General features: G+C 75.0%; 16 protein-coding genes, 1 tRNA gene and 1 pseudogene. 9 read left to right on the plus strand and 9 right to left on the minus strand.

Going from position 1 to position 23,752, the window contains the following annotated elements:
* The first annotated feature begins 46 nt into the window (after positions 1-46).
* The gene (locus E0L36_RS01610; RefSeq protein WP_180927053.1) at positions 47-1,129 is read left to right on the plus strand and encodes an LLM class flavin-dependent oxidoreductase; all 1,083 of its coding nucleotides are present in this window, start codon (positions 47-49) and stop codon (positions 1,127-1,129) included.
* Positions 1,130-1,216: 87 nt separating this feature from the next.
* Here E0L36_RS01610 and E0L36_RS01615 read toward each other — a convergent pair whose 3' ends face one another.
* A complete protein-coding gene (locus E0L36_RS01615) occupies positions 1,217-2,992 on the minus strand; it encodes an EAL domain-containing protein (RefSeq protein ID WP_180927054.1) in 1,776 nt (591 codons plus the stop codon).
* Between the two features lie 430 nt (positions 2,993-3,422).
* Here E0L36_RS01615 and E0L36_RS01620 point away from each other — a divergent pair, with 430 nt between their 5' ends.
* Entirely contained in the window at positions 3,423-4,706 is a 1,284-nt protein-coding gene (locus E0L36_RS01620) for a M6 family metalloprotease domain-containing protein (RefSeq protein ID WP_374705474.1), read from the plus strand.
* Positions 4,707-4,766: 60 nt separating this feature from the next.
* On the opposite strand, the gene E0L36_RS01625 is transcribed toward E0L36_RS01620, so the two are convergent.
* From E0L36_RS01625 to E0L36_RS01650, 6 genes and pseudogenes are all read right to left on the minus strand, one after another.
* Positions 4,767-4,840: transfer RNA gene (locus E0L36_RS01625), tRNA-Lys, on the minus strand.
* Positions 4,841-5,030: 190 nt separating this feature from the next.
* Complete coding sequence (locus E0L36_RS01630; protein ID WP_180927055.1) at positions 5,031-5,393, minus strand: hypothetical protein; 363 nt, start codon at positions 5,391-5,393, stop codon at positions 5,031-5,033.
* 86 nt (positions 5,394-5,479) lie between these two features.
* Positions 5,480-6,892: an AAA domain-containing protein gene (locus E0L36_RS01635; protein ID WP_180927056.1), complete on the minus strand. Its 1,413-nt coding sequence runs from the start codon at positions 6,890-6,892 to the stop codon at positions 5,480-5,482.
* Positions 6,889-8,505 carry a hypothetical protein gene (locus E0L36_RS01640; RefSeq protein WP_180927057.1) on the minus strand — a complete coding sequence of 539 codons (1,617 nt, stop codon included), beginning with the start codon at positions 8,503-8,505 and terminating at the stop codon, positions 6,889-6,891. Before E0L36_RS01640 ends, E0L36_RS01635 begins: the two co-directional genes overlap by 4 nt.
* Positions 8,496-9,803 carry a hypothetical protein gene (locus E0L36_RS01645; RefSeq protein ID WP_258015863.1) on the minus strand — a complete coding sequence of 436 codons (1,308 nt, stop codon included), beginning with the start codon at positions 9,801-9,803 and terminating at the stop codon, positions 8,496-8,498. Before E0L36_RS01645 ends, E0L36_RS01640 begins: the two co-directional genes overlap by 10 nt.
* Positions 9,804-10,092: 289 nt before the next feature.
* A pseudogene (locus E0L36_RS01650) lies at positions 10,093-10,968 on the minus strand (phosphatase PAP2 family protein); the annotation flags it as partial.
* 254 nt (positions 10,969-11,222) lie between these two features.
* On the opposite strand from E0L36_RS01650, the gene E0L36_RS01655 reads away from it, so the two are divergent.
* The gene (locus E0L36_RS01655) at positions 11,223-11,819 is read left to right on the plus strand and encodes a histidine phosphatase family protein (RefSeq protein ID WP_180927058.1); all 597 of its coding nucleotides are present in this window, start codon (positions 11,223-11,225) and stop codon (positions 11,817-11,819) included.
* Positions 11,820-11,883: 64 nt separating this feature from the next.
* Here the strand turns inward: E0L36_RS01655 and E0L36_RS01660 are convergent, their stop codons facing one another.
* Entirely contained in the window at positions 11,884-13,278 is a 1,395-nt protein-coding gene (locus tag E0L36_RS01660) for a tetratricopeptide repeat protein (protein ID WP_374705499.1), read from the minus strand.
* A 749-nt stretch (positions 13,279-14,027) separates the two neighbouring features.
* On the opposite strand from E0L36_RS01660, the gene E0L36_RS01665 reads away from it, so the two are divergent.
* Positions 14,028-14,474, plus strand: coding sequence for a hypothetical protein (locus E0L36_RS01665; protein WP_374705500.1), 447 nt, complete (start codon positions 14,028-14,030; stop codon positions 14,472-14,474).
* A gap of 483 nt (positions 14,475-14,957) precedes the next feature.
* Entirely contained in the window at positions 14,958-15,851 is an 894-nt protein-coding gene (locus E0L36_RS01670; protein WP_180927060.1) for a spermidine synthase, read from the plus strand.
* A 291-nt stretch (positions 15,852-16,142) separates the two neighbouring features.
* Here E0L36_RS01670 and E0L36_RS01675 read toward each other — a convergent pair whose 3' ends face one another.
* Positions 16,143-16,754 (minus strand): hypothetical protein, encoded by a 612-nt coding sequence (locus tag E0L36_RS01675; RefSeq protein WP_180927061.1) that lies wholly within the window; start codon positions 16,752-16,754, stop codon positions 16,143-16,145.
* Between the two features lie 143 nt (positions 16,755-16,897).
* On the opposite strand from E0L36_RS01675, the gene E0L36_RS01680 reads away from it, so the two are divergent.
* From E0L36_RS01680 to E0L36_RS01695, 4 genes are all read left to right on the plus strand, one after another.
* Complete coding sequence (locus E0L36_RS01680) at positions 16,898-17,632, plus strand: response regulator transcription factor (RefSeq protein ID WP_180927062.1); 735 nt, start codon at positions 16,898-16,900, stop codon at positions 17,630-17,632.
* A gap of 77 nt (positions 17,633-17,709) precedes the next feature.
* The gene (locus E0L36_RS01685) at positions 17,710-19,191 is read left to right on the plus strand and encodes a HAMP domain-containing sensor histidine kinase (protein ID WP_180927063.1); all 1,482 of its coding nucleotides are present in this window, start codon (positions 17,710-17,712) and stop codon (positions 19,189-19,191) included.
* A 423-nt stretch (positions 19,192-19,614) separates the two neighbouring features.
* Positions 19,615-20,475, plus strand: coding sequence for a M23 family metallopeptidase (locus E0L36_RS28430; protein WP_219636072.1), 861 nt, complete (start codon positions 19,615-19,617; stop codon positions 20,473-20,475).
* Between the two features lie 249 nt (positions 20,476-20,724).
* Entirely contained in the window at positions 20,725-22,935 is a 2,211-nt protein-coding gene (locus tag E0L36_RS01695) for a serine/threonine-protein kinase (RefSeq protein WP_180927064.1), read from the plus strand.
* Positions 22,936-23,752 lie beyond the last annotated feature (817 nt).

The following is a 23,752-nucleotide window of genomic DNA, read 5'->3' on the forward strand; positions in this document are numbered from 1 at the left end:
TCAGCCGAGCGAACCAGCTGTGCCGCACAGCGAACGGAGAGACCCCGTGTCCGAGCCGCGCGCCGCCGCCCCGTCCGATCCCGTCCGGGGGGGCGCCCCCGGCAGCGCGCCCGCCGCGCTGTCCGTCCTCGATCTGGCGAACGTCGGGGTCGGCCACACCTCGGCTGACGCGCTGCGCGCCTCCGTCCGCATCGCGCGGCTGGCGGAGCGGCGCGGGTTCACCCGGTACTGGGTGGCCGAGCACCACTCGATGCCGGGCGTGGCCAGCTCCTCGCCCGCCGTGATCCTCGCCTACCTCGCCGCGCACACCGAGCGGATCCGGCTCGGTTCGGGCGGGGTGATGCTGCCCAACCACGCGCCGCTGGTCATCGCCGAGCAGTTCGGGACGCTGGAGGCGCTCGCCCCGGGCCGGGTCGACCTCGGCCTCGGCCGGGCGCCCGGGACGGACGGCGCCACGGCCGCCGCGCTGCGCCGCACCGAACGGCTGCGGGAGGGGGCGGAGGACTTCCCGCGGCAACTCACCGAACTGGTCCACTTCCTGGACGACAGCTTCCCCGCCGGACACCGGTACGCCCGGATCCACGCGGTGCCCGGCCCCGTGCAGGGCGGGGAGGGGTCCCGGCCGCCGGTCTGGCTGCTCGGCTCCTCCGGGTTCAGCGCCCAGCTGGCCGGCCAGCTCGGACTGCCCTTCGCCTTCGCCAACCACTTCGCCCCGGCGCACACGCTGCCCGCGCTGGAGCTGTACCGCGAGGCGTTCCGTCCCTCCGCGCTGCTGGACGCGCCGTACGCGATGGTCGGCGTCGCCGCGATCGCCACCGACGACGAGCGGGAGGCGCACGCCCAGGTGCTCAGCGGGGCGCTGGCGATGCTGCGGCTGCGCCGTGGCGACGCCGGGCTGGTGCCCACGCCGGAGGAGGCGGAGAAGTACGCGTTCAGCGAGGCGGAGCGGGAGTTCGTCCGGGGCTGGACGCGGAACGTGGTGTACGGCGGCGCGGAGGAGGTGCGCGCGGGGCTGGACGCGCTCGCCCAGCGCACCGGGGCGCAGGAGCTGATGATCACGGGCAACGTGCACACCCCGGACATCCGGGTCCGCTCCTACGAGTTGATCGCCGACGCCTACGGCAGCTGACCACCCGCCACCCGCCACCCGCCACCCGCCGCGCGCCGGGCCCCGGGCCGCGCGGCCCGTACACGGCGCCGCGCGGCCCGGGGCGGTTCAGCCGAGCAGCCGGGAGATCCGGTCCGCGCTCATCGGCTTGGCGTAGTGCCAGCCCTGGCCGGTGTCGCAGCCGATCCGCCGCAGTCGCTCCGCCTGCGCCGCGCCCTCGACGCACTCGGCGGTGACGGTCAGCCCGAGCTTGTGGGCCAGCTCCACCAGGGCCGCGACGATGGTCTCGTCCGCCGGGTTCTGGTGCTGCTCCGAACGGAACCCGCGGACGAAGGTGCCGTCCAGCTTGAGCGCCCGCACCGGCAGACGGCTCAGGTAGGCCAGGTTGGAGTAGCCGGTGCCGAAGTCGTCGATGGCGATCCGGATGCCCATGTCGGAGAGGGCGCGCAGCGCCTGGAGCGGCTGCCCGGCGGAGCCCATCACCGCCGACTCCGTCAGCTCCAGCTGGAGCAGGCCCGGCGGCAGCCGCGTCTCGTCCAGGATCGCCGCCACGTCCGCGACCAGGTCCGAGTCCCAGACCTGGCGTACCGCCACGTTCACGCTGACGAACACCGGCGTCCGGTCGTGCTCCAGCATCCAGCGGCGGGCCTGGCGGCAGGACTCGGCGAGCACCCAGCGGCCCAGCGGCACGATCGCGCCGTTCTCCTCCGCCAGCCCGATGAACTGGTTCGGGCCGAGCACGCCGAACCGGGGGTGGCGCCAGCGCACCAGCGCCTCCACCCCGCGCACCGCGTCGTCCTCGAACCCGACGATGGGCTGGTACTCCAGCGTGAACTCGCCGCGCTCCACACCCCGGCGCAGGGTGCTGGAGAGCGCCTGCCGGGTCATCCGGTGCGCGTTCCGCTCCGGGTCGAACAGCGTCCAGCGGGCCTTGCCGTCGGCCTTCGCCCAGTACAGCGTGGTGTCGGCGGCCTGCATCAGCTCGGTGGGGTTGGTGCCCTCGGCCTCCCGCTCCACCACACCGACGCTGGCGGAGACGGTCAGCCGCTGACCCGCCACGTCGAAGGGGTGCTGGAGGGCCCGCAGCACCCGCTGCGCCAGCCCCGTCAACTGCTCGGTGCCGGTGGACGACTCGACGAGCAGCGCGAACTCGTCCCCACCGAGCCGCGCCACCAGGTGGCCGTCCTCCTCCACGCAGCGGCTCAGCCGCTGCGCCACGGCGCTGAGCAGGTTGTCGCCCACGCGGTGCCCGAGGGTGTCGTTGATCGCCTTGAAGCCGTCGAGGTCGAGGTAGCAGATCCCGGTGCGGCCGGTGGCGGTGTCGTCCAGCGCGGAACCGAGCCGTTCGAAGAACAGGCTGCGGTTGGGCAGCCGGGTCACCGGATCGTGCATCTGGAGGTGACGCAGCCGCTCCTGGAGGTCGCGCCGCTCGCTGATGTCGGAGATCGTCACCAGGGCCTCGCCGCGCGGGGTCGGGGTGACGGTGATGTCCGCCCAGAGGGCGTGGCCGTCGGCGTGCTTGAGCCGCCGGGTGCAGCACATGCGGTCGCTGCGCCCGCGCAGCGCCTCGTGGTACGCGCTGCGCGCCCGGCCGACGAGGTTGAGCTCCAGCAGGTCGGCGAGGACCCCGGTGGTGAGGCTCGCGGGGGCTGAGCCGAGCAGGGCGCTCAGGGCGCGGTTGGCGCTGAGCACCCGCCCCTCCTGGGTGACGAGCGCCATCGCCAGCGGCGCGGCGTCGAACGCGGCACGGAAGTCGGAGTGCTCCTCCCGTCCGCTCTGGGTGCGCTGCTTCGGGCAGACGCCACTACTTTCCGTGAAGGCTTCCGCCTGTGTTCCGGGGGCGTCGCCGGAGTCCTTGCCCGGTCCTTCGAGGGGTCCGTTCACCGATCGCTCCGCGGGGGGATCTTGTCTCGTGCGGACCGGCCGGGGCCGTTGCGAGCCTGCCCAGAGGCGAATCCGCGCTGGAAATGTGCCGATCATAGAGGCTGCCGTGGGAACGGAGCCAGCGTCCCGGCGGCGTCGACGGGCCGCGGTCCGGGCATCCCGGGGAGCGGACGGCGGGGTGAACACCCCCGTGACCGCTTCCGTCCGCGGCTGCGACGACTCCGATCACTCACGATCAGGTATCACTGTCCGTTATCGCGTTCGGCCTACCCGTCCGGCCTACCAGAACGGGCTGCCGCCGTCGGCGCCCGCGCAAGGTGTGTACAGCAGCTGAAACCGGCATGGCCGACACAAGCGACGGGGCTGGCCGGAGTGGCGGCGGCCACCCGGACCCGGCGGCCCGTCGCTCCTGATCGGGTGAGGTCGCACCGTGGGGAAACTGGAACCGCACATACCTGAGGGGCCGGCCGGGCGGGGTGGCACGCGCCGCACGGCGGGGCGCGCCCACCGGATCGCGGCGATCAGCACGGCCTTCCTCGCGTTCGCGGGGATGTCGCTGATCGCGGGGCCGGTGCGGACCGCCCTGGCGGCGGCCCCCTGCGCGCTCGCCCGCACCGGAGCGCACCACTCGCTGGGTATGGACACCTGGAACACCTCCTACCCGCGGCCGGAGTCGCGACTCGACGCCGCACTGCTCTTTCTCTCCTTTCCCGATTCCCGGCCCTTTTCCACCCCCGCCGAACTCGTCGCCGACCACTTTCCGGCCACCTCCGAGTTCTTCTCCCGCGCCTCATACGGCGCACTCGATCTCCGGCCGCGCCCGCACGGCGAGTGGATCGAAATGCCCGCGCCCTCCACCTCGTACGGCATAGAGCGGGACTGGGGTGAGGAACGGCGGGGCGCCTATCTGCGGGACGCCATACGGGCGGCCGACCCGCGCGTGGATTTCAGCCGCTACGACATCGTCTACCTGATAGCCGATCCCGACGCCCCGGGCGTCCTTCCGGACGCCACCAAGGTGGTCAACTTCGCGGAGCCACTGCGTGTGGACGGGGCTGATCTGCGGCGGGTCGTCACGCTCTTCGAGCAGAGCCCGCCCGACCGCAATGTCCTCGCCCATGAGACGGGCCACGTGTTCGACCTGCCTGACCTCTACGAGCGTCCCCGGGACGGCAAGGGAGACTGGGATTCCCGCGTCGGCGACTGGGACATGATGGGCAGCCAGTTCGGACTCGCGCCCGATCCCTTCGGCTGGCACAAGTGGAAACTCGGCTGGCTCGACGAGCGGAATGTGGAATGCGTACCCGAGGGTCCGGGAACGACGCGATACAGCCTCCGCCCGCTCGGTGCCGCGCTGGACAACCGGGCGGGCTGGGCCCGGGGGACGCGGGACACCCGGCTCGCGGTGGTGCGGACGAGCGAGACCCACGCGCTCGCGATCGAGGCCCGGGGGCGGATCGGCAACGACCGGGACGTGTGCCGGGACGGGGTGCTGCTCTACCGGGTCCGCAGCGACCGGGCCTCCACCCACGGACCCGTCGAGGTGGTGGACGGCCATCCGGCCACCACCGCCTGCCACGGGACCTCGGTGCACCCGCCCCTCGCGGACGCGCCCCTGCGGGTGGGCGAGAGCCACACGCTGGACGGGCTGCGGGTGGAGGTCACCTCGCGCGCCTCCGACGGGGCCTGGGAGATCAAGGTGACCCGGGAGTAGCGAGGTGGCGCGGGAACGCCGAAGACCCCTCGCGTGTGGCGAGGGGTCTTCGGATGTCGGTGCGCCGCCAGGGACTCGAACCCCGGACCCGCTGATTAAGAGTCAGCTGCTCTAACCAACTGAGCTAGCGGCGCCTGCTGACGCCGTAGACCTTAGCACCACGAGGGACCAGAGTGAAAATCGATAGTTCGGACGGCCCCCGCCGCGACCTGCGAGGAAGCGTCCGGACACGCACCGTGCGCGCGGAGGGCCCGTGGGACGCCCAGGGTGGGAACCGCGCCGCCGGACGGCGCGACGCCACCCCGGCGCGGCCCCGGCCCGCCCTCACTCCGGGCCGCGGTGCTCCTGCAACGCCCGGCCGAACTCGATCATCTTCCGGGCGTAGTCCTCCGCCCACTCCCCGCGGTCGGCGATCGCGGCGTCCGAGAGCCGGTCGAAGCGCCGCGGGTCGGCCAGCTGGGCCGCGGCTATCGCCTGGAACTCCATCGCCCGGTCCGCCGCGGCGCGGAAGGCCAGCGTCAGCTCCGTCGCCCGGTCGAGCAGATCCCGGGGGTCGGTCACCGACTCCAGTCCGAAGAAGTGCTCCTCGTCCTGGGCGCCCTCGGACGGCTCGAAGAGCAGGGGCGCGGGGCGCCGCGGCCGGGGGGCACCGCCGGAGGGGTCCGGAGCCGGAGGCGGCTCAGCCATGCAAGACCTCCTGTGTCGTGGGCGACGTCCATTGTCCCCCGTACGCAGCGGTAGCAAGCGTTCGCGCCGGGCGGACAGCAGGCCCTTCACCAGGCGCGGACTCTGTGCTCCGCGAGGTGTCCCAGCACCGCCTGATGGGCCTCCCAGCCGTCCGGGAAGTCCACCGCGACCCCGAGCTGGACCGGCTCCGTCACCGGGTAGTCGTCCAGCAGCCGCGGCACCCCGGCACGGCAGACCACCACGCAGGCGTGCCGGTGGCGGGAGGTGAGCACACAGAGCCGCCCCGTCTCCAGGTGGAAGGCGGTGGCGTCCGGCCGTCCGGAGAGCGGGTGCAGCACCACCGTGACGTCGAACTCCCGGCCCTGGAGCCGGTTCGCGGTGTCGACCGTCACTCCGGGGGCGCCGAGCGCCGCCAGCCGGTCGCGCACCGCCGCGGCCTGGTCGCGGTGGGCGGTGCCGACGGCGATCCGGTCCGCGCCTAGCGTGCCCTCGTCGGAGCGCTCGCCGCGCGTCCACCCGCTCCGCTCCAGCATCCGGCACACCAGTCGCGCGATCGCGTCCACCGCCACCGGGTCGGTGCGCGGCACGTGCCCGGCTGGCAGCTCCAGCAGCCCCCAGCCGTGCTCCGCCGCCTCGTCCAGCACCCGGTCGGTAGGGGAGCCGTCGGAGGCGGTGGCGAAGCCCATCGTGCGCTCACCCGGTCCGGTGCCGCTGCGGAACGGGGAGAAGGGGTAGAACGCCGCCGAGACCAGCGGCGCCGCCGAGGCGGGAAGCCGCCAGGAGACCGGCAGCCGGTGCTGCGGGAGGTCCGGGTTGTGCGCGAGGAGCGTGGCGACCGCGCTGCTCGCCGGATCGTGCGAGAGCCCGGCCCACTGCTCCGCGCCGACCTGGCTGAACGGGTCGAGCTGCCCCGGGTCCCCGACGAACAGCGCCCGTTCGAACAGCCCCGCCACCGCGAGCAGCGCGTCGGACCGCATCTGGTACGCCTCGTCGACGATGGCGTGCGGCCAGGGCGCGCCTCCCGGGCCCGCCGTCACCCACGCCCACTTCGCGGCCGTCGACACCACCACCGGAAGCCCCTCCAGATCGGCCGGCTTGGCGGAGGTCCGCACGGCGGGGTGCTCCTCCAGCACCGGGTCGTACGGCTGGGGGTCGCTGCTGTGCAGACGGCCGACGGGCAGTGCCGGATCGGCCCGCGCCAGACGGTCCACCAAGTCGTCCACCTGCGCGTTCGTCTGCGCGACGACCATCAGCGGACGCCCGGCGGCGGCCAGTTCACGCGCGGCCCGGACGACGAGCGTCGACTTGCCCGCGCCCGGCGGGGAGTCCACCACGACGCCCCGGCGCGTGCCGCTCAGCGTGTCCCGCAGGATCGCCTCGGTGGCCCGCGCCGCCGCCTCCCCGGGGTCCGCCACCTCCCCCTGATCCGGCGGGCCGCCGGGCCCGGCGGCGGGGTCGGGCGCGGGGAACCCCGCGCGCTCGGTCTCGGTCTCGGTCACAGCTGGTCCTCGCTGGTCACGGGGTCGGGAGCGGTGGAGGCCGGTTCGGGCGGACCGCCGTGCGTCCACGGGGTGTCCTCCGGCTCGGGCAGTCCGGGCCCGCCCCGGGGCGCATGCTCGAAGAGCGTCCAGCACAGCCGGTCGCCCGGTTCCGGGACGCTGCCCGGGGCGGGCTCCTTGCCCCGGCCCATACCGTTGACCAGCTGGAGCGTGAGCAGCGGGCCGCCGGAGCCCGCCACCAGCCGGGCGCTCTGCGTGCCCCCGCCGGGCAGCGCCCGGTGCGCCCGCTCGCCCTCCGTCATCTGCGGCGCGTCCTCGGTACGGAGGGTCACCAGCGGGCGTGGCCTGGCCCGTTTCCCCCGGCCCCCGGACGCCGGTGCGCCCGCGCCGGACACGGCGTCCCGCTCCTCCGGGCCGCCGGAGAACGCCATCTCCACCTCGACGACCTCCCCCTGGAAGGCCTCACCGGCCAGCCGTCGCCCCGCCATCACCAGCGGATCGTCCAGCGCCTCCTGCGCGGCCAGCTGTGCCTGGGCCTGCTCGCGGGAGGCCAGCTTCCGCGCGGCGGTGACCGCGTCGTCCTGCCGGGGCTGCGGTGGCTCCCCGGCGCGCAGCCGGTCGCGGTGGCCGGTGTAGGACCAGCGGTCCCGCTTCCAGCGCTCCGCGACCCGCCCGGCCTCCGGCAGCCCGCGCAGGAGGTCCACCGCGCGCCACATCGCCTCCCAGGTGGGCAGCAGCTGGCCGGCGATCAGCTCCCGTACCTCCTCGGCCGCGCCCGGCAGCCCCGCGTCGAAGCGCCGGATGGCCGGGGCCAGCAGCGCGTTGTCGAAGGCCGGGTCGGTGGTCGGCCCGGCGGGCGGGCGCAGCAGCTGGCCCGCCGCGTCCCGGCCGAGTTCGGCGCGGAACGCGGCCCGCTCCCCGTTCTCCCGGGGGCCGTCGGGCGTGGCCGGGTCGCGGGGCGGCGGGTCGATCCAGGCGAGCAGCGCCCCGAGGTGCTGGTCCTCCAGCGGACTCTGGCCGGTGGCCCAGTGCCGGGAGAGCAGCTGCGTCATCGGCAGCAGCAGCGAGGAGCCGGGGACCCGGGCGCGCTCGCCGTAGTGCGTGAGCCAGCGGCCCAGCAGCGGTACGCGCGCGGGCGCCGGATACGGGTTGAGCGGATCGTCCTCGGCGGTGCGCCGGAAGCGCGTGGAGCGGCCCAGCAGCCGGACGAAGTCGGCGCCCGGCGTGTTCGGCACCAGCAACTGCGGTGCGTCAACGCAGAGTTCGACCTGCACCGTGGTCCGCTTGCCGGTCTCCGGGTCGGGGGCGGTGCGCTCCTCGTACTCCACCTCGTCCAGCGTGGACTCCAGATGGGGCAGGAGCGCCTCGGCCAGCTCCGCCAGGAACGCGAACCGCAGGTCAAGGTTGCGGGGTTGGGCGACCGTCAGCAGCACCGGCGCCGCCCGGTCGGTGCCGAGCAGCGCGCCGAGCGGCGCCCCCGGATCGCCGGCGGTCGCCAACGGGACGAGAACCAGGGGGTGTTCGGCGATATGCCGGTGGCGCACCGTGGTCAGCGGCTGGGCCCGGCCCTCGGCCACCGCCTCCACCCGCGCCAGCGCCGAGATCAGTGACACGGCACCTCCCCGGTAGTGGTGGCCGACTCCCTCTCCACCGGCGGCCGTTGGACCTCGGCCGGGCCCGAGGGGGACGGTACCTCCCGGGCGGCGAGCCGCCGGGCGCCCTCGTCCAGCGCCTCGGCGCGCAGCCGCGCCGCGCGCCGCAGCGCCTCGGCCGCCGCGTCCCCCGGGGCCGGTTCCTCCCGTGCCGCCCGCAGCACCTCCGCCACCTCGGTGAGCCCGCCCAACTCGCCCCGGACCGGCCTGCCCAGAGCCTCCACGGCACCGTCGGCGCGGGCCCGCGCGCGGCAGTGGAACGCCAACTCGCAACTGGCCAGGCACTCCGGGGCGTACGCGGCGGGCACCGAGCCGACGGCCTCGGTCAGCGACTCAGGGGAGGCGTCCGGGGCGAAGCTCAACCCCTCGGGCACCACTTCGGCGATCTCCTCCAGCCGCGTCAGCCGGGCGAGTTGGCGCCGGGTGGCGGCGCGCTGCTTGCGTACGTCGACGGTGTCCGCCGTCGGCAGGTTGGCGAAGTCGCGCGGGCAGACCAGCAGCGCCGCCTCCCGCACCCGCGACTCCGGCCCGGCGGCCGTCTCCTCCAGCGCCAGCGCGTAGACCGCCGCCTGCCGGGCGGCGGCGCCGACCTTCGCCGGGTCGGCCGAACCGTCCAGGATCGGGAAGGATTTGATCTCGATGACGGTCAGCGTGCCGTCCGGCTGCACGGTCAGCGCGTCCGGCTCCAGGTAGACCGTGGCCCCGGCCACCTCAAGGGTCAGCATCGGATGGTCGAGCAGCGTCCAGCCGTCGGAGGCGACGGCAGCGGCCAGCGCGAGCGTGGTGCGCGCGGCGCGCCCCGCCGGGCCGTCGGCGGTGAGGTCCGGCACCGCGACCTCGGACACCTCCGGCCGGGCCGCGCCGACCCGCTCACAGAGCAGCCGGATCAGCTCGGCCCCGTTCTCCGCCTTCGCGCGGGCCTCGAAGGCGTGCCCGCGCATGAAGGCGAACTGCGACTGCCCGAACGGGGCGGGCGCGTCGAGCGCCTGGGCGACGGCGGCCTTGTCGACCCCGGCGCCGTCCAGCAGGGCGCGCCGCCGGCAGCCGGGGTTGGCGGCGAGCGCGGCGATGGCCCGGGCGTCCAGCGGCCGGGGCGGTACCCGGACCCCGCCGCGCAGCTCAGCGAGCCGCTGCCGCAGGGCTGTCCGGTCGGCTCGGGGGGTGCTCCGCGCCGCGCTCCGGCCGCCGGGAGGGGGCGCTGTCCGGCTCGGCGCCGCCGACCGGGGTGGGGCGGGGGTGGGGCCGGGTGATGTGGTCATCGGCAGTGGCCTCGCGGGAGATTGCAGGATCCGCCGCAGTCTGGCACGCCTCGCCGACATCGGGGGGAGAGGCGCCCGAACCCTCCAGGGCCCGGCCGTCCGGCCGGTCTCCGGCGGTGTCGGTCCCGGCCGCCCCGGCGCTCCCGGTGTCCCCGGCCCGGTCCTCGCCGTGGGCCGTGGCGTCCGCCGGCCGCCGCGCCGGGTCGTCGAGGGGCGCTCCGGCCGGTGGCCCGGGGCGGGGCCGAGACCCGTGGTCTCCGGCCCGTTCGTCCCGCGTGTGGTCCGCGTCGGCTCCGTCCCGCGCGCGGGGGACCCGCGCCGCCGGGGCCGTGTCCGCCGTCACCGAGGTTCCGGCGGTGGCGGGTCCGGGGCCCGCGGAACCTGGACTCGCGGGGTCGTGGGCGGCTGCGGGGGCGCGCGCGGTGAACCGGGCTCGCAGCCGGTCGGCGGTGTCCAGCAGCGGACGGGTGAGCAGCAGGCCCAGCCCCATCGTCGCGGCTCCGGCGGCGGCGTCCAGGAAGTAGTGGTTGGCGGTCCCCATCACCACGAAGGTGATCGCCAGCGGATAGGCCACCGCGAGTCCGCGCAGCCACCGCGAGCGCGGCCCCCACCAGCAGAGCACCACGCCACACCAGAGCGCCCACCCCACGTGCAGGCTGGGCATCGCCGCGAACTGGTTGGTCAGCCCGCCCAGCCCGCGAGGCGCGCTGGCCTCCCCGCCCCACCAGCCGTACCCCGCGTACTGCTCCATGCTGTCGACGAAGCCGTGGGCCGCGTCCAGCAGCCGGGGCGGGCAGGTCGGCACCAGGGTGAAGCCGACCAGCCCGATCAGGGTGGAGGTCATCAGCCAGCCACGGGCGAACCGGTAGCGCGCGGGATGCCGCCGGAAGAGCCAGACGAGCAGCGCCGGGGTGACGACGTAGTGCAGCGTCGCGTAAGCGAAGGCGGAGGTCACCCCGACCCAGGCGTGGTCGGTCAGCAGCCGGTTGAGCGGGGTCTCCAGGTCGAGGGAGGCGAGCCGCTCCAGCCGGAGGATCTCCAGTCCGTTCTCGACCGCGGTGTCCTCGTCACCCCTGGCCAGCAGCCGTCCCGCGGAGTACGCCAGATAGACGGCCGCGATCAGCGGAAGCTCCGTCCACCACCGGGGTCGGCGGTCCATGGACATGTGCCCCCTCTTCCAGCCCGTCCGTACCGAGGCGTCACCGAGGCGAACGGTGATCTCGTGGTGAATGCCGAGCGAAGAGACGCCGACGCCCCCTGGAGGGTTGAGCCTCTTCCGGACAAGCGAGAATGGACGAGCCGGGACGGTCGAGGAGGATCGGGACGCGGTACGGAACAGCGGGCGGAGCGCGCCCGGGCAGCCGCGGCACCGCCGTCGCGGCGACCGCACCACCGCACCACCGCACCGAGAGGTCCCTCATGGCAGCGCGCGTTCTCCTGGTCCGGCACGGCCGGACCTCCTGGTCGGTCACCGGCCGTCACACCGGCCACACCGACGTCCCGCTGCTGGACGAGGGGCGGCGGGACGCCGAACTGCTCGGCGAGCGGCTGCACCGGGCGCCCTGGTCCGGGCTGGCCTCGGCCGAGGTGCGCACCAGCCCGCTCTCCCGGGCCAGCGAGAGCTGTGCGCTGGCCGGATTCGGAGAGCGCGCGGGGGAGTGGGACGCCCTCCGGGAGCGCGACTACGGCGCGTACGAGGGGCTCACTCCCCGGCAGATCGCCGAGCGTGCCGGGGAGGACTGGTTCATCTGGCGCGACCGGCTGCCCGAGGGCGAGTCCCTGGCCGTGCTCTCCGACCGGGCGGACGAGGTCATCTCCTGGGCCCGCGCCGTCGACCGGGACGTGCTGCTCTTCGCGCACGGGCACGTCCTGCGGGCCGTCGGCGCCCGCTGGCTCGGCGCCGACCTGGAGTTCGCGGCACGGCTGCGGCTGGCCCCCGCCTCGCTCTCCGTCCTCGGCTGGGCGTACGGCGCCCCCGCCGTCGAGCGCTGGAACGACACCGGCCACCTGGACTGACCCGGCCACCCCGCCCCCGCACGCCGGGGCGCGCGCCGGACGGGCCGGGCGCGGGTGCCGGGGCTCAGGCCGGGTGGCGGACGGCGCCGCCCCCGGCGGGCCCCCGTTGCCGGTGGTAGCGGTCGAGGAACTCGGCGACCGTGGCGTCCCCCTGGTGTCCCCGCAGCCGGTGCGCGGTGGTGTGCAGCATGCCGAGGATGCGGCTGGAGCGCACCGGCTCCAGCAGGCTGAGTGCCCGAGAGCCGGCCGCCGCCGCCTCGTCGAGCTTGCCCTGCGCCGCGAGGTTGCCCGCCAACTCGGCGGTGAACAGGGCGGTGTTGCGGGCGAAGTGCGGGTCCTGGAGGGCGACCGCGCGCTCCGCGCACTCCGCGGCGCGCTTCCAGTCGCCCAGCGCGGACCAGCACTGGGCCTCCAGGCCCGCGAGTTCGGCCGGGCCGAAGAAGGACATCCACTCCGGATCGGCCTCGGAAGGGCCGCGCGTGAAGAGCTGGTGGGCGCGGGTGAGCGCCTCGCGGCAGCCCCCGCGGTCACCGAGCCCGGCCCAGCCCCCGGCCTCGCGGAGCGCCAGGAGGGAGAGTAACTGTCCCGACCCCAGGCTCTTGGCGGCGAGTTGACCGGCCTGGGCGGCGCGGACGGCCTCGCGCGGACGGTCGGCGTCCCGCGCCAGGAACGCGGTGTTGCAGAACGCGTGTGCCTCCAGGGCCGGATCGCCCGCCACCCGGGCGGTGGCCAGCGCCTCCGCGTAGTGCGAGCGGGCGTCCGGGAGCCGCCCCGAATCGTGAGCCAACCAGCCGACGGAGATGGCGAGTTCGCCCGCGCCGGAGTGCAACCGGTCGGAGACGGACTGCCGGTGGGTGTCGGCGTCGAGCAGCCGGTAGGCGGCGCGGAGGGTGTCGCCCGCGCGGCGGTAGAGACCGTCCCCGCCGTGCCGGTCGTCCAGCACCCGGATCTGGCGCACGGTCCGCTCCACGGAGCTGACTTCGGCCTCTCCCGCGCGGCCGGACGCCGCCGGTACCGCGGCGTGTGCCGATCCCAGCGGGGAGCCGCTGAGCGAGGCGGCGGCCAGGGCGGCGGGGCCGCCGGTCATGAACGCGCGGCGTAGCACGTCGCTCTCCTCGTCGTACTCGTTTGGTGCGGTGGTGTCTGTGGGGGGCGCGGCACCGAAGGCGTGGCGGTACCCGGGAGGGCCGCCGGTGGACTCGGTGTCGCCGGTGCCGGGCGACGGGTGGGGCGCCGTGGCGGTGGCGGGCGGGCGGTGGGTGTCCGCGCCCGGGGGGGTGGCGGCCCGGAAGGTGCGGGGGTTGCCGGACGCGGCCGATGTACCGGACGCGCTGGGGAAGTTGACGGGTCGACCGCCCGCGTTGTCAACCTGGTCCTCGTCTGACGCGGGCGCCCCGGCTGACGCGGCCGGTTGGGCCGGGGCGCCGGGGAGGTCACTCACGGGGGCGGATGGGGGCACGGCGCGTTCCCGGGGCGCCTGGTGGGGGTCGGTCGCGTGGGGTGGGTTGTGTCCCGTGGGACGGTCGAACCCCGTGGTGGGTTCCACGCGCTGAGCGGAGGGGGTCCAGAGCGCCGAACCCTCCTCTCGCGCGCCCGGCCCGCGCGCCGCGCGCCCCCGGACGCTCTCCCGGGAGGCGAACCCCAGATCGGTGAGGGTCCGTCCGGGGAACATGTACAGGAACACGCGCTCATAGGCGTAGTTGGGGCACCGGATCTCTCCTGACTCGACCCGCCCGATATAGCGTGCGTCGCACGCCACCTGCTCCCCGATCTCCCGCGCCGCCCGGCGGACCATCGCCGCGAACTCCCCCGGTGAGAGGGTGCCCCGCAGCCGCCGGAAGGCGGCGTTGGGCCCGCGGCGCGGAGCCGGTGACGTTGAAGGTGACGACGTCATGGCGGGACCGTACCGGGTGTTGTGTGCGCAGCACCCCGGGTTTGTTTACAAACCGGATATCTCACCCGCGATCCGCCATGAACTGCCACCCTTTGCAGGGGACCGTCACCGTAGCCGTTGACGCGCGGACGCGTTGGACTATGCGTAATGACTGTGCGGCTACGGAGGAGGGTTCCCTCGTGTTGGAGACCGGCGTAGGCATGGGCAGGAAGGCCGGTGGCCCAATTGGGTCGGCGCTGTGGGGGTCCACGGCCCCGGGCGCCGAGCCCTCCGGGACGGTGGGGGGCGCCCCCCCGCCCCGGGAACGGCGTGAGTTGTGGGAGGTGCGCGAGAGCCGTGGCGGCAAGGACCCCCGCGACGGCCAGGGTTGGGAGAACCGGCAGGACGCCCCCTGCGACCTGGTGACGGTCCCGGCCCGGCAGGGGCTGGAGGCGGTCGACATCCTGCGGCTCCGCCAGGGCGTGGGCCCGGTGCTGCACGACCGGGCGGGGGACACACTCGGCTTCCTCGTCCCGCCCGGCACGGCCGACTGCTGGGACCTGCCCGGCAGCGCCTGCACCCAGACCTTCCCCGGCGACGAACCGACCGCCGGGTACGACCCACCCGTCGCCGGGACCGGCTGGCTCGTCCCCCCGGAGGGCGCCCACGGCGGCGCCACCGAACCGTCCCAACTGCTCGCCGCGTTGGGCGAGGCGGCGCGCACCATCGAGGCCGCCGACGGCTCGCACCATCGCATCAGCCGCCCGGACAACTGGAGTTGAGCCCATCGAGGGGAACCGTCCGCCACCCGCACCGTTGTTCGGCGGTTCCGGCCACCCCGCCGCGTCCCCCTCACCCCCGTGCGCGGCCGCTCCGGCGTGGGACCACCCCCTCCCCACCGACGCCGCGCCCCCTCGACCCTCCGTACGGCGAGACCGGCCACCCCCGTCCGCCGCACCCCCGGGTCCGCCCCACCACGGCGGTCCGCGCCACCCGTCCGCCGCGCCCGACGGTCCCCCGCCCACGCTTCCGCCGCTCGCGTCTCCGCCCGTCGCGTCCCCGGTGTTCCCCCGTGCTCTGCCGTGTTCCGTCCCTCCGCTCCGCTGGTGCGCGGTGTGGGTGGCTGGTCCTCGTACCAGGAGGAGAAACGTTGCCCCACCAACCGGCCCCGCCGGTAGGGGACTTGGCGATGCCCGGGACCGGGGCGCGGGCCGGACCGGCAGGTCGCCGTCCCGCCGTCCGGGCGGTGGCCGGATACTGGGGTGGTGGCACGGGAGAGACGGCGGCGGGCTGACGGCGGCGGGCGGGAACGCGGTGCGGCCCGGCAGCGCGAGGTACTGACGGAGCGGGTGGACGGCGGCGAGGCCCGGCTGGAGCCGGACCGCGACCGCCCCCGCGCCTGGACCCTCACCCTGGACGGGGCGCCGCAGTCACATGTGGACCTCGACGACCCGTCCTGGCTGGACTTCGCCTACCAGCGGCGCCTCGGCCACGTCGTCGACCTCGTCGCACCGCCCGGCCGCCCGCTGCGCGTACTGCACCTCGGCGGGGGCGCGTTCACCCTCGCCCGCTACGTGGCGGCCACCCGGCCCCGCTCCACCCAGCAGGTCGTGGAGGTGGACGCGGCGCTGGTGCGCCTGGTGCGCGAGCGGCTGCCGCTGGAGCGTGGCTGGCGGATCCGCGTCCGGACCGGCGACGCCCGCGAGGTGCTGGCCAGGACGCCGTCCGAGTGGGCCGACCTCGTCATCGCGGACGTGTTCCGGGGCGCCCGCACCCCCGCCCACCTCACCAGCGCCGAGTTCCTGACGGAGGCCCGGCGGGTGCTGACCGCGGACGGGGTGTGGGCCGCGAACCTCACCGACGGCCCGCCGCTCGCCCACCTTCGGGCCCAACTCGCCACCGTGGCCACGCTGTTCTCCGAACGCTGCGTCATGGTGGACCCGGCGGTGCTGCGCGGGCGGCGCTTCGGGAACGCGGTGCTGCTCGCCTCCTGCCGCCCGCTGCCGGTGGCCGAGCTGACCCGTGGGGTGGCCACCGACCCGCACCCGGGCCGGGTCCTGGCGGGTCGGGAGCTGGCGGACCTCACCGGGGGCGCCGCGCCGGTGACCGACGCGGACGCCGTCGCCTCGCCCCCGCCGCCCCCCGGCACCTTCGACTGACCGGCGCCAACACCCCGTCTCCGCTGGTGAGTTCGGCGACCCCGCCGCCCGCCCTACGCCAACTCCACGTCGTGAACCGGGGAGTTCCCGTACCACGGGCAGTCCGTCTCCTGTGCCGGGAGGTCCGTCGGCCGGACGGGTGCGGCTGGCCGGTGGGCGCCAACCCGCCGCCAAGGGATGGGCGTTGACGACGCCGCCGACCGGGGTACCGCAACGCCGGAAGGGCCGCCGGGCTTCCCGCACCCGTACACGGGGGTACCGAAGGGATGGTGAAGTGCGGGGGGAGCGGGGTCAGTTCTCGATCGTCTGGACGCGGGGTGGGGTGGACGCGCTCCAGTGGCAGAGCACCGTGGAGGTCTGGGCGCCGTTGGTGAAAGTGACCCGGATCAGCTCCCGCGAGGTCCACACCCGCATCTGCCAGCCGGGCTGCGGGGTGGCCGAGACCAGGCTCGCGGAGGTCGCCCGCAGATCGAGTACCACCCGGCCGCCGCGCACCGCCACCGCCCTGATCCCCACCCCGGGGTCGGCGGTCGGCGCCGTCCCGCCGTCCGGTGGCGGACTGCCCGGCGGGGTCGGCGATCCACCGGTGCCGCTGGGGCGGGGGGACGTGCCGCCGGGGCGCTCGGAGGGGGACCGGCTGGGGCTCGCGTCCCGGCTCGGGCGCGCGTCGTCCGGCCGGGCGGTCCTGCTCGGGGAGGGTTTCGGCCGCTGGGTGGACGAGGAGCGGGGCCGAACCTCCGGTTCCTCGGACCGCTCGCTCACCGGCAGCGTGCGCGGCGGATCGTAGGTGGTGCCCGCGAGCACCGTGTGCACACCGAACCAGGCGAGCGCCACGGCGGCACCGGTGACCAGCGACCAGGCTCCGGTCAGCAGGGCCCGGCGGCGGAGCGTGAGTGCACCCATTCCCAGCACCCTAGGGCACGTCCCGCGCGGTCCCGTCCGGGTGTGCGGCCCCCACTGACGTGTGCCGGAACCCGGCGGGGCGGCGGAAGAGGGGGGCGCCTTCGCCGTTTCCGGGCCGGGTGCGATGCCGTACGGTGCCGCGCATGGCAAGTGTGCTCGTCGTCGAGGACGACCCGTTCGTGCGCTCGGCCCTCATCCGGCACCTCACCGAGGCGGCGCACGCGGTGCGGAGCGTGGGAACGGCGCTGGAGGCGCTGCGCGAGGTCGCGCAGGTCGGCTTCGACGTGGTCATCCTCGACCTCGGACTGCCGGACCTGGACGGCGGCGAGGCCCTGAAGATGCTGCGCGGCATCACCGACGTGCCTGTGATCATCGCCACGGCGCGGGACGACGAGACGGAGATCGTCCGGCTGCTCAACGAGGGCGCCGACGACTACCTGGTCAAACCGTTCTCCGTCGAGCACCTCTCGGCGCGCATCTCCGCGGTGCTGCGCCGTTCCCGCTCCGGCAACCGGGCGGGCGCCGACGAGGACCGGGTGATCACGGTCGGCGGACTGGCCATCGACCCGCTCCGCCGCCAAGCCCGACTCGACGGCGTACTCGTGGAGTTGACCCGCCGCGAGTTCGACCTGCTGGCCTTCCTCGCGGAGCGGCCCGGAGTGGTCGTCCCCCGCCGGGAGTTGCTGGCCGAGGTGTGGCAGCAGTCGTACGGCGACGACCAGACCATAGACGTCCATCTCTCCTGGCTCCGCAGGAAGTTGGGGGAGACCGCCGCCCGGCCGCGCTATCTGCACACGCTGCGCGGTGTCGGCGTGAAGCTGGAGCCCCCGGGCGACGACGGCACCGCCGCCACCACCACCACGGACCGGCGGACATGAGCGCACCACCACCCGCGCCGGGAGCCGGGTGATGCGCCCCCCGGCACCGGACGGCCCGGAGTGAGGGGAGCGACGAGATGAGATGGTCCCTGGTCCGGGTCTGCCTCGCGGTGACGGTCATGGTGGTGGTCGCCTTCGCCGTCCCGCTCGCCCTGGTCGTCAAGGAGATGGCGCGCGACCGGGCGTTCGCGCAGGCCGAACGGCAGGCGGCGGCCGTGGGCCCCGCCCTGGCCATCACCACCGACCGCCGTCAGCTGCAACGCGCCGTGGCCAGCACCCAGGCGGGCGCCGACGGGCGGATCGCCGTCCACGTCCCCGCACCCGAGGAGGGCGGACGCGCCGTCGACATCGGCCCGGGCCGGGCCCCCCGCGCGGACCTGCGCACAGCCCAGCGGCTGGGGCAGGTGTCGACCTCCACCGTGCCCGGCGGGTTCGCGCTGCTCCAGCCCACCGCCATCGCCAACGAACGCGTCGCGGTGGTCGAGGTGTTCATCCCGGACGACGAGGTGACCCGGGGTGTGGCCACCTCCTGGATGGTGCTCGCCGGGGTCGGACTCGCCCTGGTCGTCGTCGCGGTGGCGGTCGCCGACCGGCTCGGCACCCACATGGTCGGCGCGGCCGAGCGGCTCGCGGACGCCGCCCACGACCTGGGGAAGGGCGAACTGGGCGTGCGGGTCGAGGAACGTGGCCCGGCCGAACTCCGCTCGGCCGCCGCCGCGTTCAACTCCATGGCCGACCAGGTCGTCCAGCTCCTGCACAACGAGCGGGAGCTGGCGGCGGACCTGTCGCACCGCCTGCGCACCCCGCTGACCGTCCTGCGGCTGAACGCGGCCTCGCTCGGCGACGGGGACAACGCCGAGCAGACCCGGGAGGCCGTCGCCACGCTGGAGGTCGAGGTGGACCGCATCATCACCGCCGCCAGGGAGCAGCGGGAGAACTCGGCCTCCTCGCCGGTCACCACCGGCACCGACGCCGCCGAGGTGATCCGGGAACGCATGGCCTTCTGGTCCGCGCTCGCGGAGGACGAGGGGCGGGACACCTGGGTGGCCGGGGTGGACGGGCCGGTGCCGGTGCCCGTCCCGAAGGCCGAACTGGTCGCGGCGCTCGACGCGTTGCTGGGCAACGTCTTCCGGCACACCCCCGAGGGCACCGGCTTCGCGGTGGACGTGTACGACGCGGGCGCCGCCGGGGACTCCGTCATCGTGCTCGTCTCCGACGCGGGACCCGGCATACCGGACCCCCGGGCGGCGTTGCGCCGGGGCTACGGCGACGGCGGCCCCGGCTCCACCGGGCTCGGCCTGGACATCGCCCGCCGGGTGGCCGAGTCCACCGGCGGTGAGGTGACGGTGGGGCGCTCGGTGCTCGGCGGTGCCGAGGTCTGCCTCCGGATCGGCTCCGGTGGCCGCGAGCCCCGTGGCGCGCGGCAGAGCCTGCGCCGGGCGCGCCGTGGCGCCACCCGTACCGGCCGGGTCGGGCTGGGCGGTCTGGGGAACCTGGGGCGCCGGACGGACAAGGCGTCCGGCCGCGCCGCCCGCGGCCACCACGCACGCCACCAGTGACGCGCCGCGCCCCGTCCCACCCTCGTCGGAGCCCCGCCCGGGGCCGGATGAAGCGGAACCTTTCCCGCGCCTTAAGCGCGCCTTAAGGTGGTCGCCCTCCGAGTGGTTCGCGGCTTTTTCCGGGATCCCGGTCAGTAACATACTGAGCGTCTCCCTTGAACGGCGACCACCACAGGCCGGTGTGCTGTCCCGGCCCCGCGGGGCGCGGCGGTCACATCCCCCCACCCGCCGCGCCCCGCCTCTCCGTTCCAGGCCGCCGCCCAGCCGTCGACCCCCCGTTCCGTCCCGTGCCCCGCCCGGCGAGACGACGTGCGGGCGCGACGCACGGACGAGGCGACGTACGGTGAGCGTGCCGCGACCACCCGTCACCCTGACGGACCGTTCCCGAATGCGTACGCTCCGGTACGCGCCTTGGCTTCCCGTATGGCTGACACAGCTTCGACGCCCCGGCGGCAGCGCCGGAACCGAGTCCGATTCATAGCCTGCGGAGCGCTCACGGCCGCGCTGACCGTCGGGGGAGTGGAGGGGGCCGGGGCAGCGACCCCGCCCCGCGCCCCGGACGATCCGGCCCCCGCCGCCCCGGCCCCCGTGGCCGACGAGCTCCGCCTGGACCTCCCGCCCCTTCCCCGGGGCGTGGCACCCCCAGACCAGCCCGCGCCCCCGGCGGACGAGGTCACCGCCGAGGTCCCGTTCGGCCCCGCCGACGGCGAGACCCTGACGGACCCGGCCGAGGGCGGGGTCCCGGCGGACCTGGCGGACCCGGAGATCCCGCCCCGCCACCCCCACGACCCGCCGCTCGACCCCGTGGGCCCGCCCCGGCCCGCCGGAACCCCGGACCGCACCAGCGTCACCGACCTCGCGCGCGCCAGCACCGGCCTGTCCTGGAGCCGTCCGCTGCGCTCCCCGGCCCGGATCTCCCAGAGCTACGGGGTGCGCGGCGGCTGGGCGTCCGGCTATCACACCGGAGTGGATCTCGCGGTGCCCGTGGGCACCCCGGTGCGGTCCGTCGGCGCGGGCCGGGTCGTCTTCGCCGGCCGCTCCGGCGCGTACGGCAAGGCCGTGACGATCCGGATGCGGGACGGGAAGTACACGCTCTTCGCCCACCTCTCCCGGATCCACGTGCGCAAGGGCCAGCGGGTCCGGGCCGGAACCCTGATCGGCAAGTCCGGCAACACCGGCCAGTCCTCCGGCCCGCACCTGCACTTCGAGGTGCGCGCGGCCCGGGGCTACGGCAGCGACATCGATCCGCGGAAGTACCTCGCCCAGCGCGGCGTGCGGCTCTGAGCCGTACGCCACCGCGTCGTGGGCCTCCGCGCCGCGACGGCCGACGACCCGGCGCGCCCGGCCGCCGCCCCCTCTCCGGGGGACGGCGGCCGGGCGTCGCCCGCGAGAGGCCCCGGGCGGACCGCGCCCGCACCCCGAGGGGCGGGGTCCGCCCGGGAGAACCGTCCGGTACGGGAACCAACTCGCGCGCCCGGGTGTACTTCTGACTGGCCGCCTATTGTTACGTGATCCAGTCAGCGAGGGGGACACATGAACAACGAAGAGAGATCCGGCGCTGGGGGAACCGGTGGCGGGGCCGCCGGCGGCCCCGGGGACCCCCAGGCGGGGATGGACCCCCGGCGCGCGTACGCGGGGGCGCCGAGCGTGGTGATCGACGGCCGTTACGAACTGCTGGAACCGATCGGCAGTGGCGGCATGGGCGAGGTGTGGAAGGCCCATGACCGGCGGCTGCGCCGGTTCGTCGCGGTGAAGGGCATGCTCGACCCGAACGCGATGACCGCCGGTAACCAGGTCGCGGCGATGCAGCGGGCGCGCCGGGAGGCGGAGGCGATCGCCAAGATCGAGCACCAGAACGTGGTGTCGGTCCACGACCAGGTGGAGACCGACAACCAGGTCTGGATCGTGATGAAGCTCCTCGAAGCCAGATCCCTGGCGGATCTGCTGCGCGCGGAGGGCTCCCTCGCCGTTCCCCGGGCGGCGAACATCGGCCTCCAGATCCTCCGGGGCCTGCGGGCGGTGCACGCGGCGTCCGTCGTCCACCGCGACGTGAAGCCGGGCAACGTGCTGGTCCGGGACGACGGTCTCGTGATCCTCGTGGACTTCGGGATCGCGACCTTCGAGGGCGCCGCCCAGGTGACCCGGGTCGGCAGCGTCATCGGCACGCCCCCGTACCTGGCGCCCGAGATCTTCGCACCCGGATCCGTCGGCCCCACCGCCGCCTCCGACCTCTGGGCGCTGGGCGTCACGCTCTACCAGATGGTCGAGGGCCGCTCTCCCTTCGCCGGGCAGGAGGTGTGGGAGGTCCAGGAGAGTATCCGGCAGTCCCCGGAACCCGCGTTCCGGTATGCCGGGCCCCTCGCCCCGGTCATCCGGGGGCTGCTGGTCACTGACCCCGACCAGCGCCTGGACGCGGCCACGGCGGACGCGATGGTGGGAGAGGTGCTGGGCGGCGACTCGTTCGCGCCGCACACGCCGTCGGTGGTACCGGCCACGCACCCGCCGACCAAGCCGCCCGAACCCGCCCCCGCCGCCGAGGCGTCCGAGCCCGACCCCGTTCCCGAAGTGCCCGCGCCCGCCGCCGAGGCGCCCAACCCCGGCCCGGATCCCACCCCCGCCACGCCAGAGCCAGGGCCAGAGCCAGGGACGGGGACGGAGCCCGCCCCGGCCGCCACGCCCGCGGCGTCCACACCCGATCCCGACCCGAGCCCCGAGCCGTCCGTGCCGGAGCCGGGCCCCGCGGTGTCCGGCCCCGCGACGCCCGCACCGGCTCCCGTGGCGCCGAGCGGCGAGCGTCCCCGCTTCGGCCGTGGGCTGAAGGTGGCGGCGCTGGCCGTGTCCGTGGCGCTGCTCGCCACCGCCGGCTGGCTCGTGACGAAGAACGAGGACTCGGGCGGCAAGGCCGACCAGGCCGATCAGGCACGCCAGGACGACCGGGGCGGCGGCCCGGCGGAGAAGTGGAAGGACTCGAAGCCCACGCTGAACATCGGCGTCAAGAACGATCAGCCGGGCCTCAGTCTGTACAACAAGAAGACGGACACGTACGCGGGTTACGACGTCGACCTGGCCTACGCGATCGCCGAACGGATGGGCTACCGCGAAGCGGACGTCGAGTTCACACCGGTGACGACCGACGACCGGAGCACCGCCCTGAAGCGGAAGAAGGTGGACCTGGTCATCGCCTCGTACAGCATCACGGACGACCGGAAGAACACCGCGCCGGACGACTACAGCGTCGACTTCGCGGGCCCGTACTACCTGGCGGGCCGCGGGTTCCTGGTCCGCGAGAAGTCCAGCAAGTACGACATCAAGGACTCCAGCGACCTGCTCGACCTGGGCGTCGAGGTGTGCACCGCGCGGAACTCGACGTACGGGAAGGTGCTGGCCGAGAAGGGCTTCACCATGAAGAAGTCGCAGCCCAGCACGTACGAGGGCTGCAAGGAGGAGCTGTTGGACGTGAAGTCCGACGTCTACGCGGTGGCCTCGGACGACGTCGTCCTCGCCGGCTACGCGAAGGCCAACCCGGGCAAGGTGCGGCGGCTGAACAACATCCGGGGCGCCGAGGCGTACGGCGTGGCCATGCTCCCCGAGAACCGGGGGCTGAAGGACGAGGTGTGCCGGGCGCTGAAGGACGTCATGGACGGCAAGGACTGGGAGGACCTGTACACCAAGCACCTGGCCGGCATGCTGAACAGCAAGACCCCGCCCGAGCCTCCGGCCCTGACGGAGTGCCCGAAGGGCTGAGCGCGCCCAGCCCGACGGCCGCCCGGGTGTTGAGGGCTCGGCCCGTGGGGTGCGGTGGCGAGAGCGGACGAGGGGCGGGCGGCACGGGGGCGGGGCGAGGAACCGCCCCGCCCCGCGCCCGTCGTGACGGTGGAGTCGGCAGCGGCCGACCAGCCGGGCCATGGCGCGGTCGATGGTCCACAGCCGTCCCAGCCGGCGGGAGGTCTCGAACCCTGGCGGGTCAGTGCTGGCCGTGAGAGCCGCAGCGGTCCCCATTCGGGCAGAGCCGGGTTTTGAGTGGAAGGTGAGCCCCTCCGCGGGCGCGGTCCGAGCGCTCTCGAGGGTCGGCGGGGCGTGGGTTGTGGCGACAGCCATGAACGTCCCGGCACGCGCTGCCGCCGATCTGCGGCAACCAACGGCTCCTCACGGAACGCGGCTCCTGGACTCCAGGAAGGACGCTGTGAGTTCTCGTTGACGCTGGCTGAAGGCGGGCCAGTCGGGACGAGGAAGACCGTTGCCAGTCGCGGGGGATCGACGACGGGTCGTAGGCGCGGGGGAACCGCTGCCGCCGGTCGTCCCGCGTAATCCGGGACGTCCGGCAGGTAAGCGTCTGGATTGCCACCAGGCGCGGTGCGGTGGCCAGGTCGGTCACCGGCGTAGACAGCTCGCCAATGCGTCGGTGTCGAAGACCGCGTCTTGCCCTGGATCCTGCCCGGATCATGGCGACTCCTCGACAGCAAGGCAAGGCTAACCTAACCTACGGGCGGAGCGGTTGCCGAGGTCTTCCCATGCGTTTCGGGCTGGCCGATCGTCCACATCCGTGTCTTCCGAGGAGAGA

It is taken from the genome of Streptomyces sp. AJS327, assembly GCF_013450295.1.
Taxonomy (GTDB): domain Bacteria; phylum Actinomycetota; class Actinomycetes; order Streptomycetales; family Streptomycetaceae; genus Streptomyces.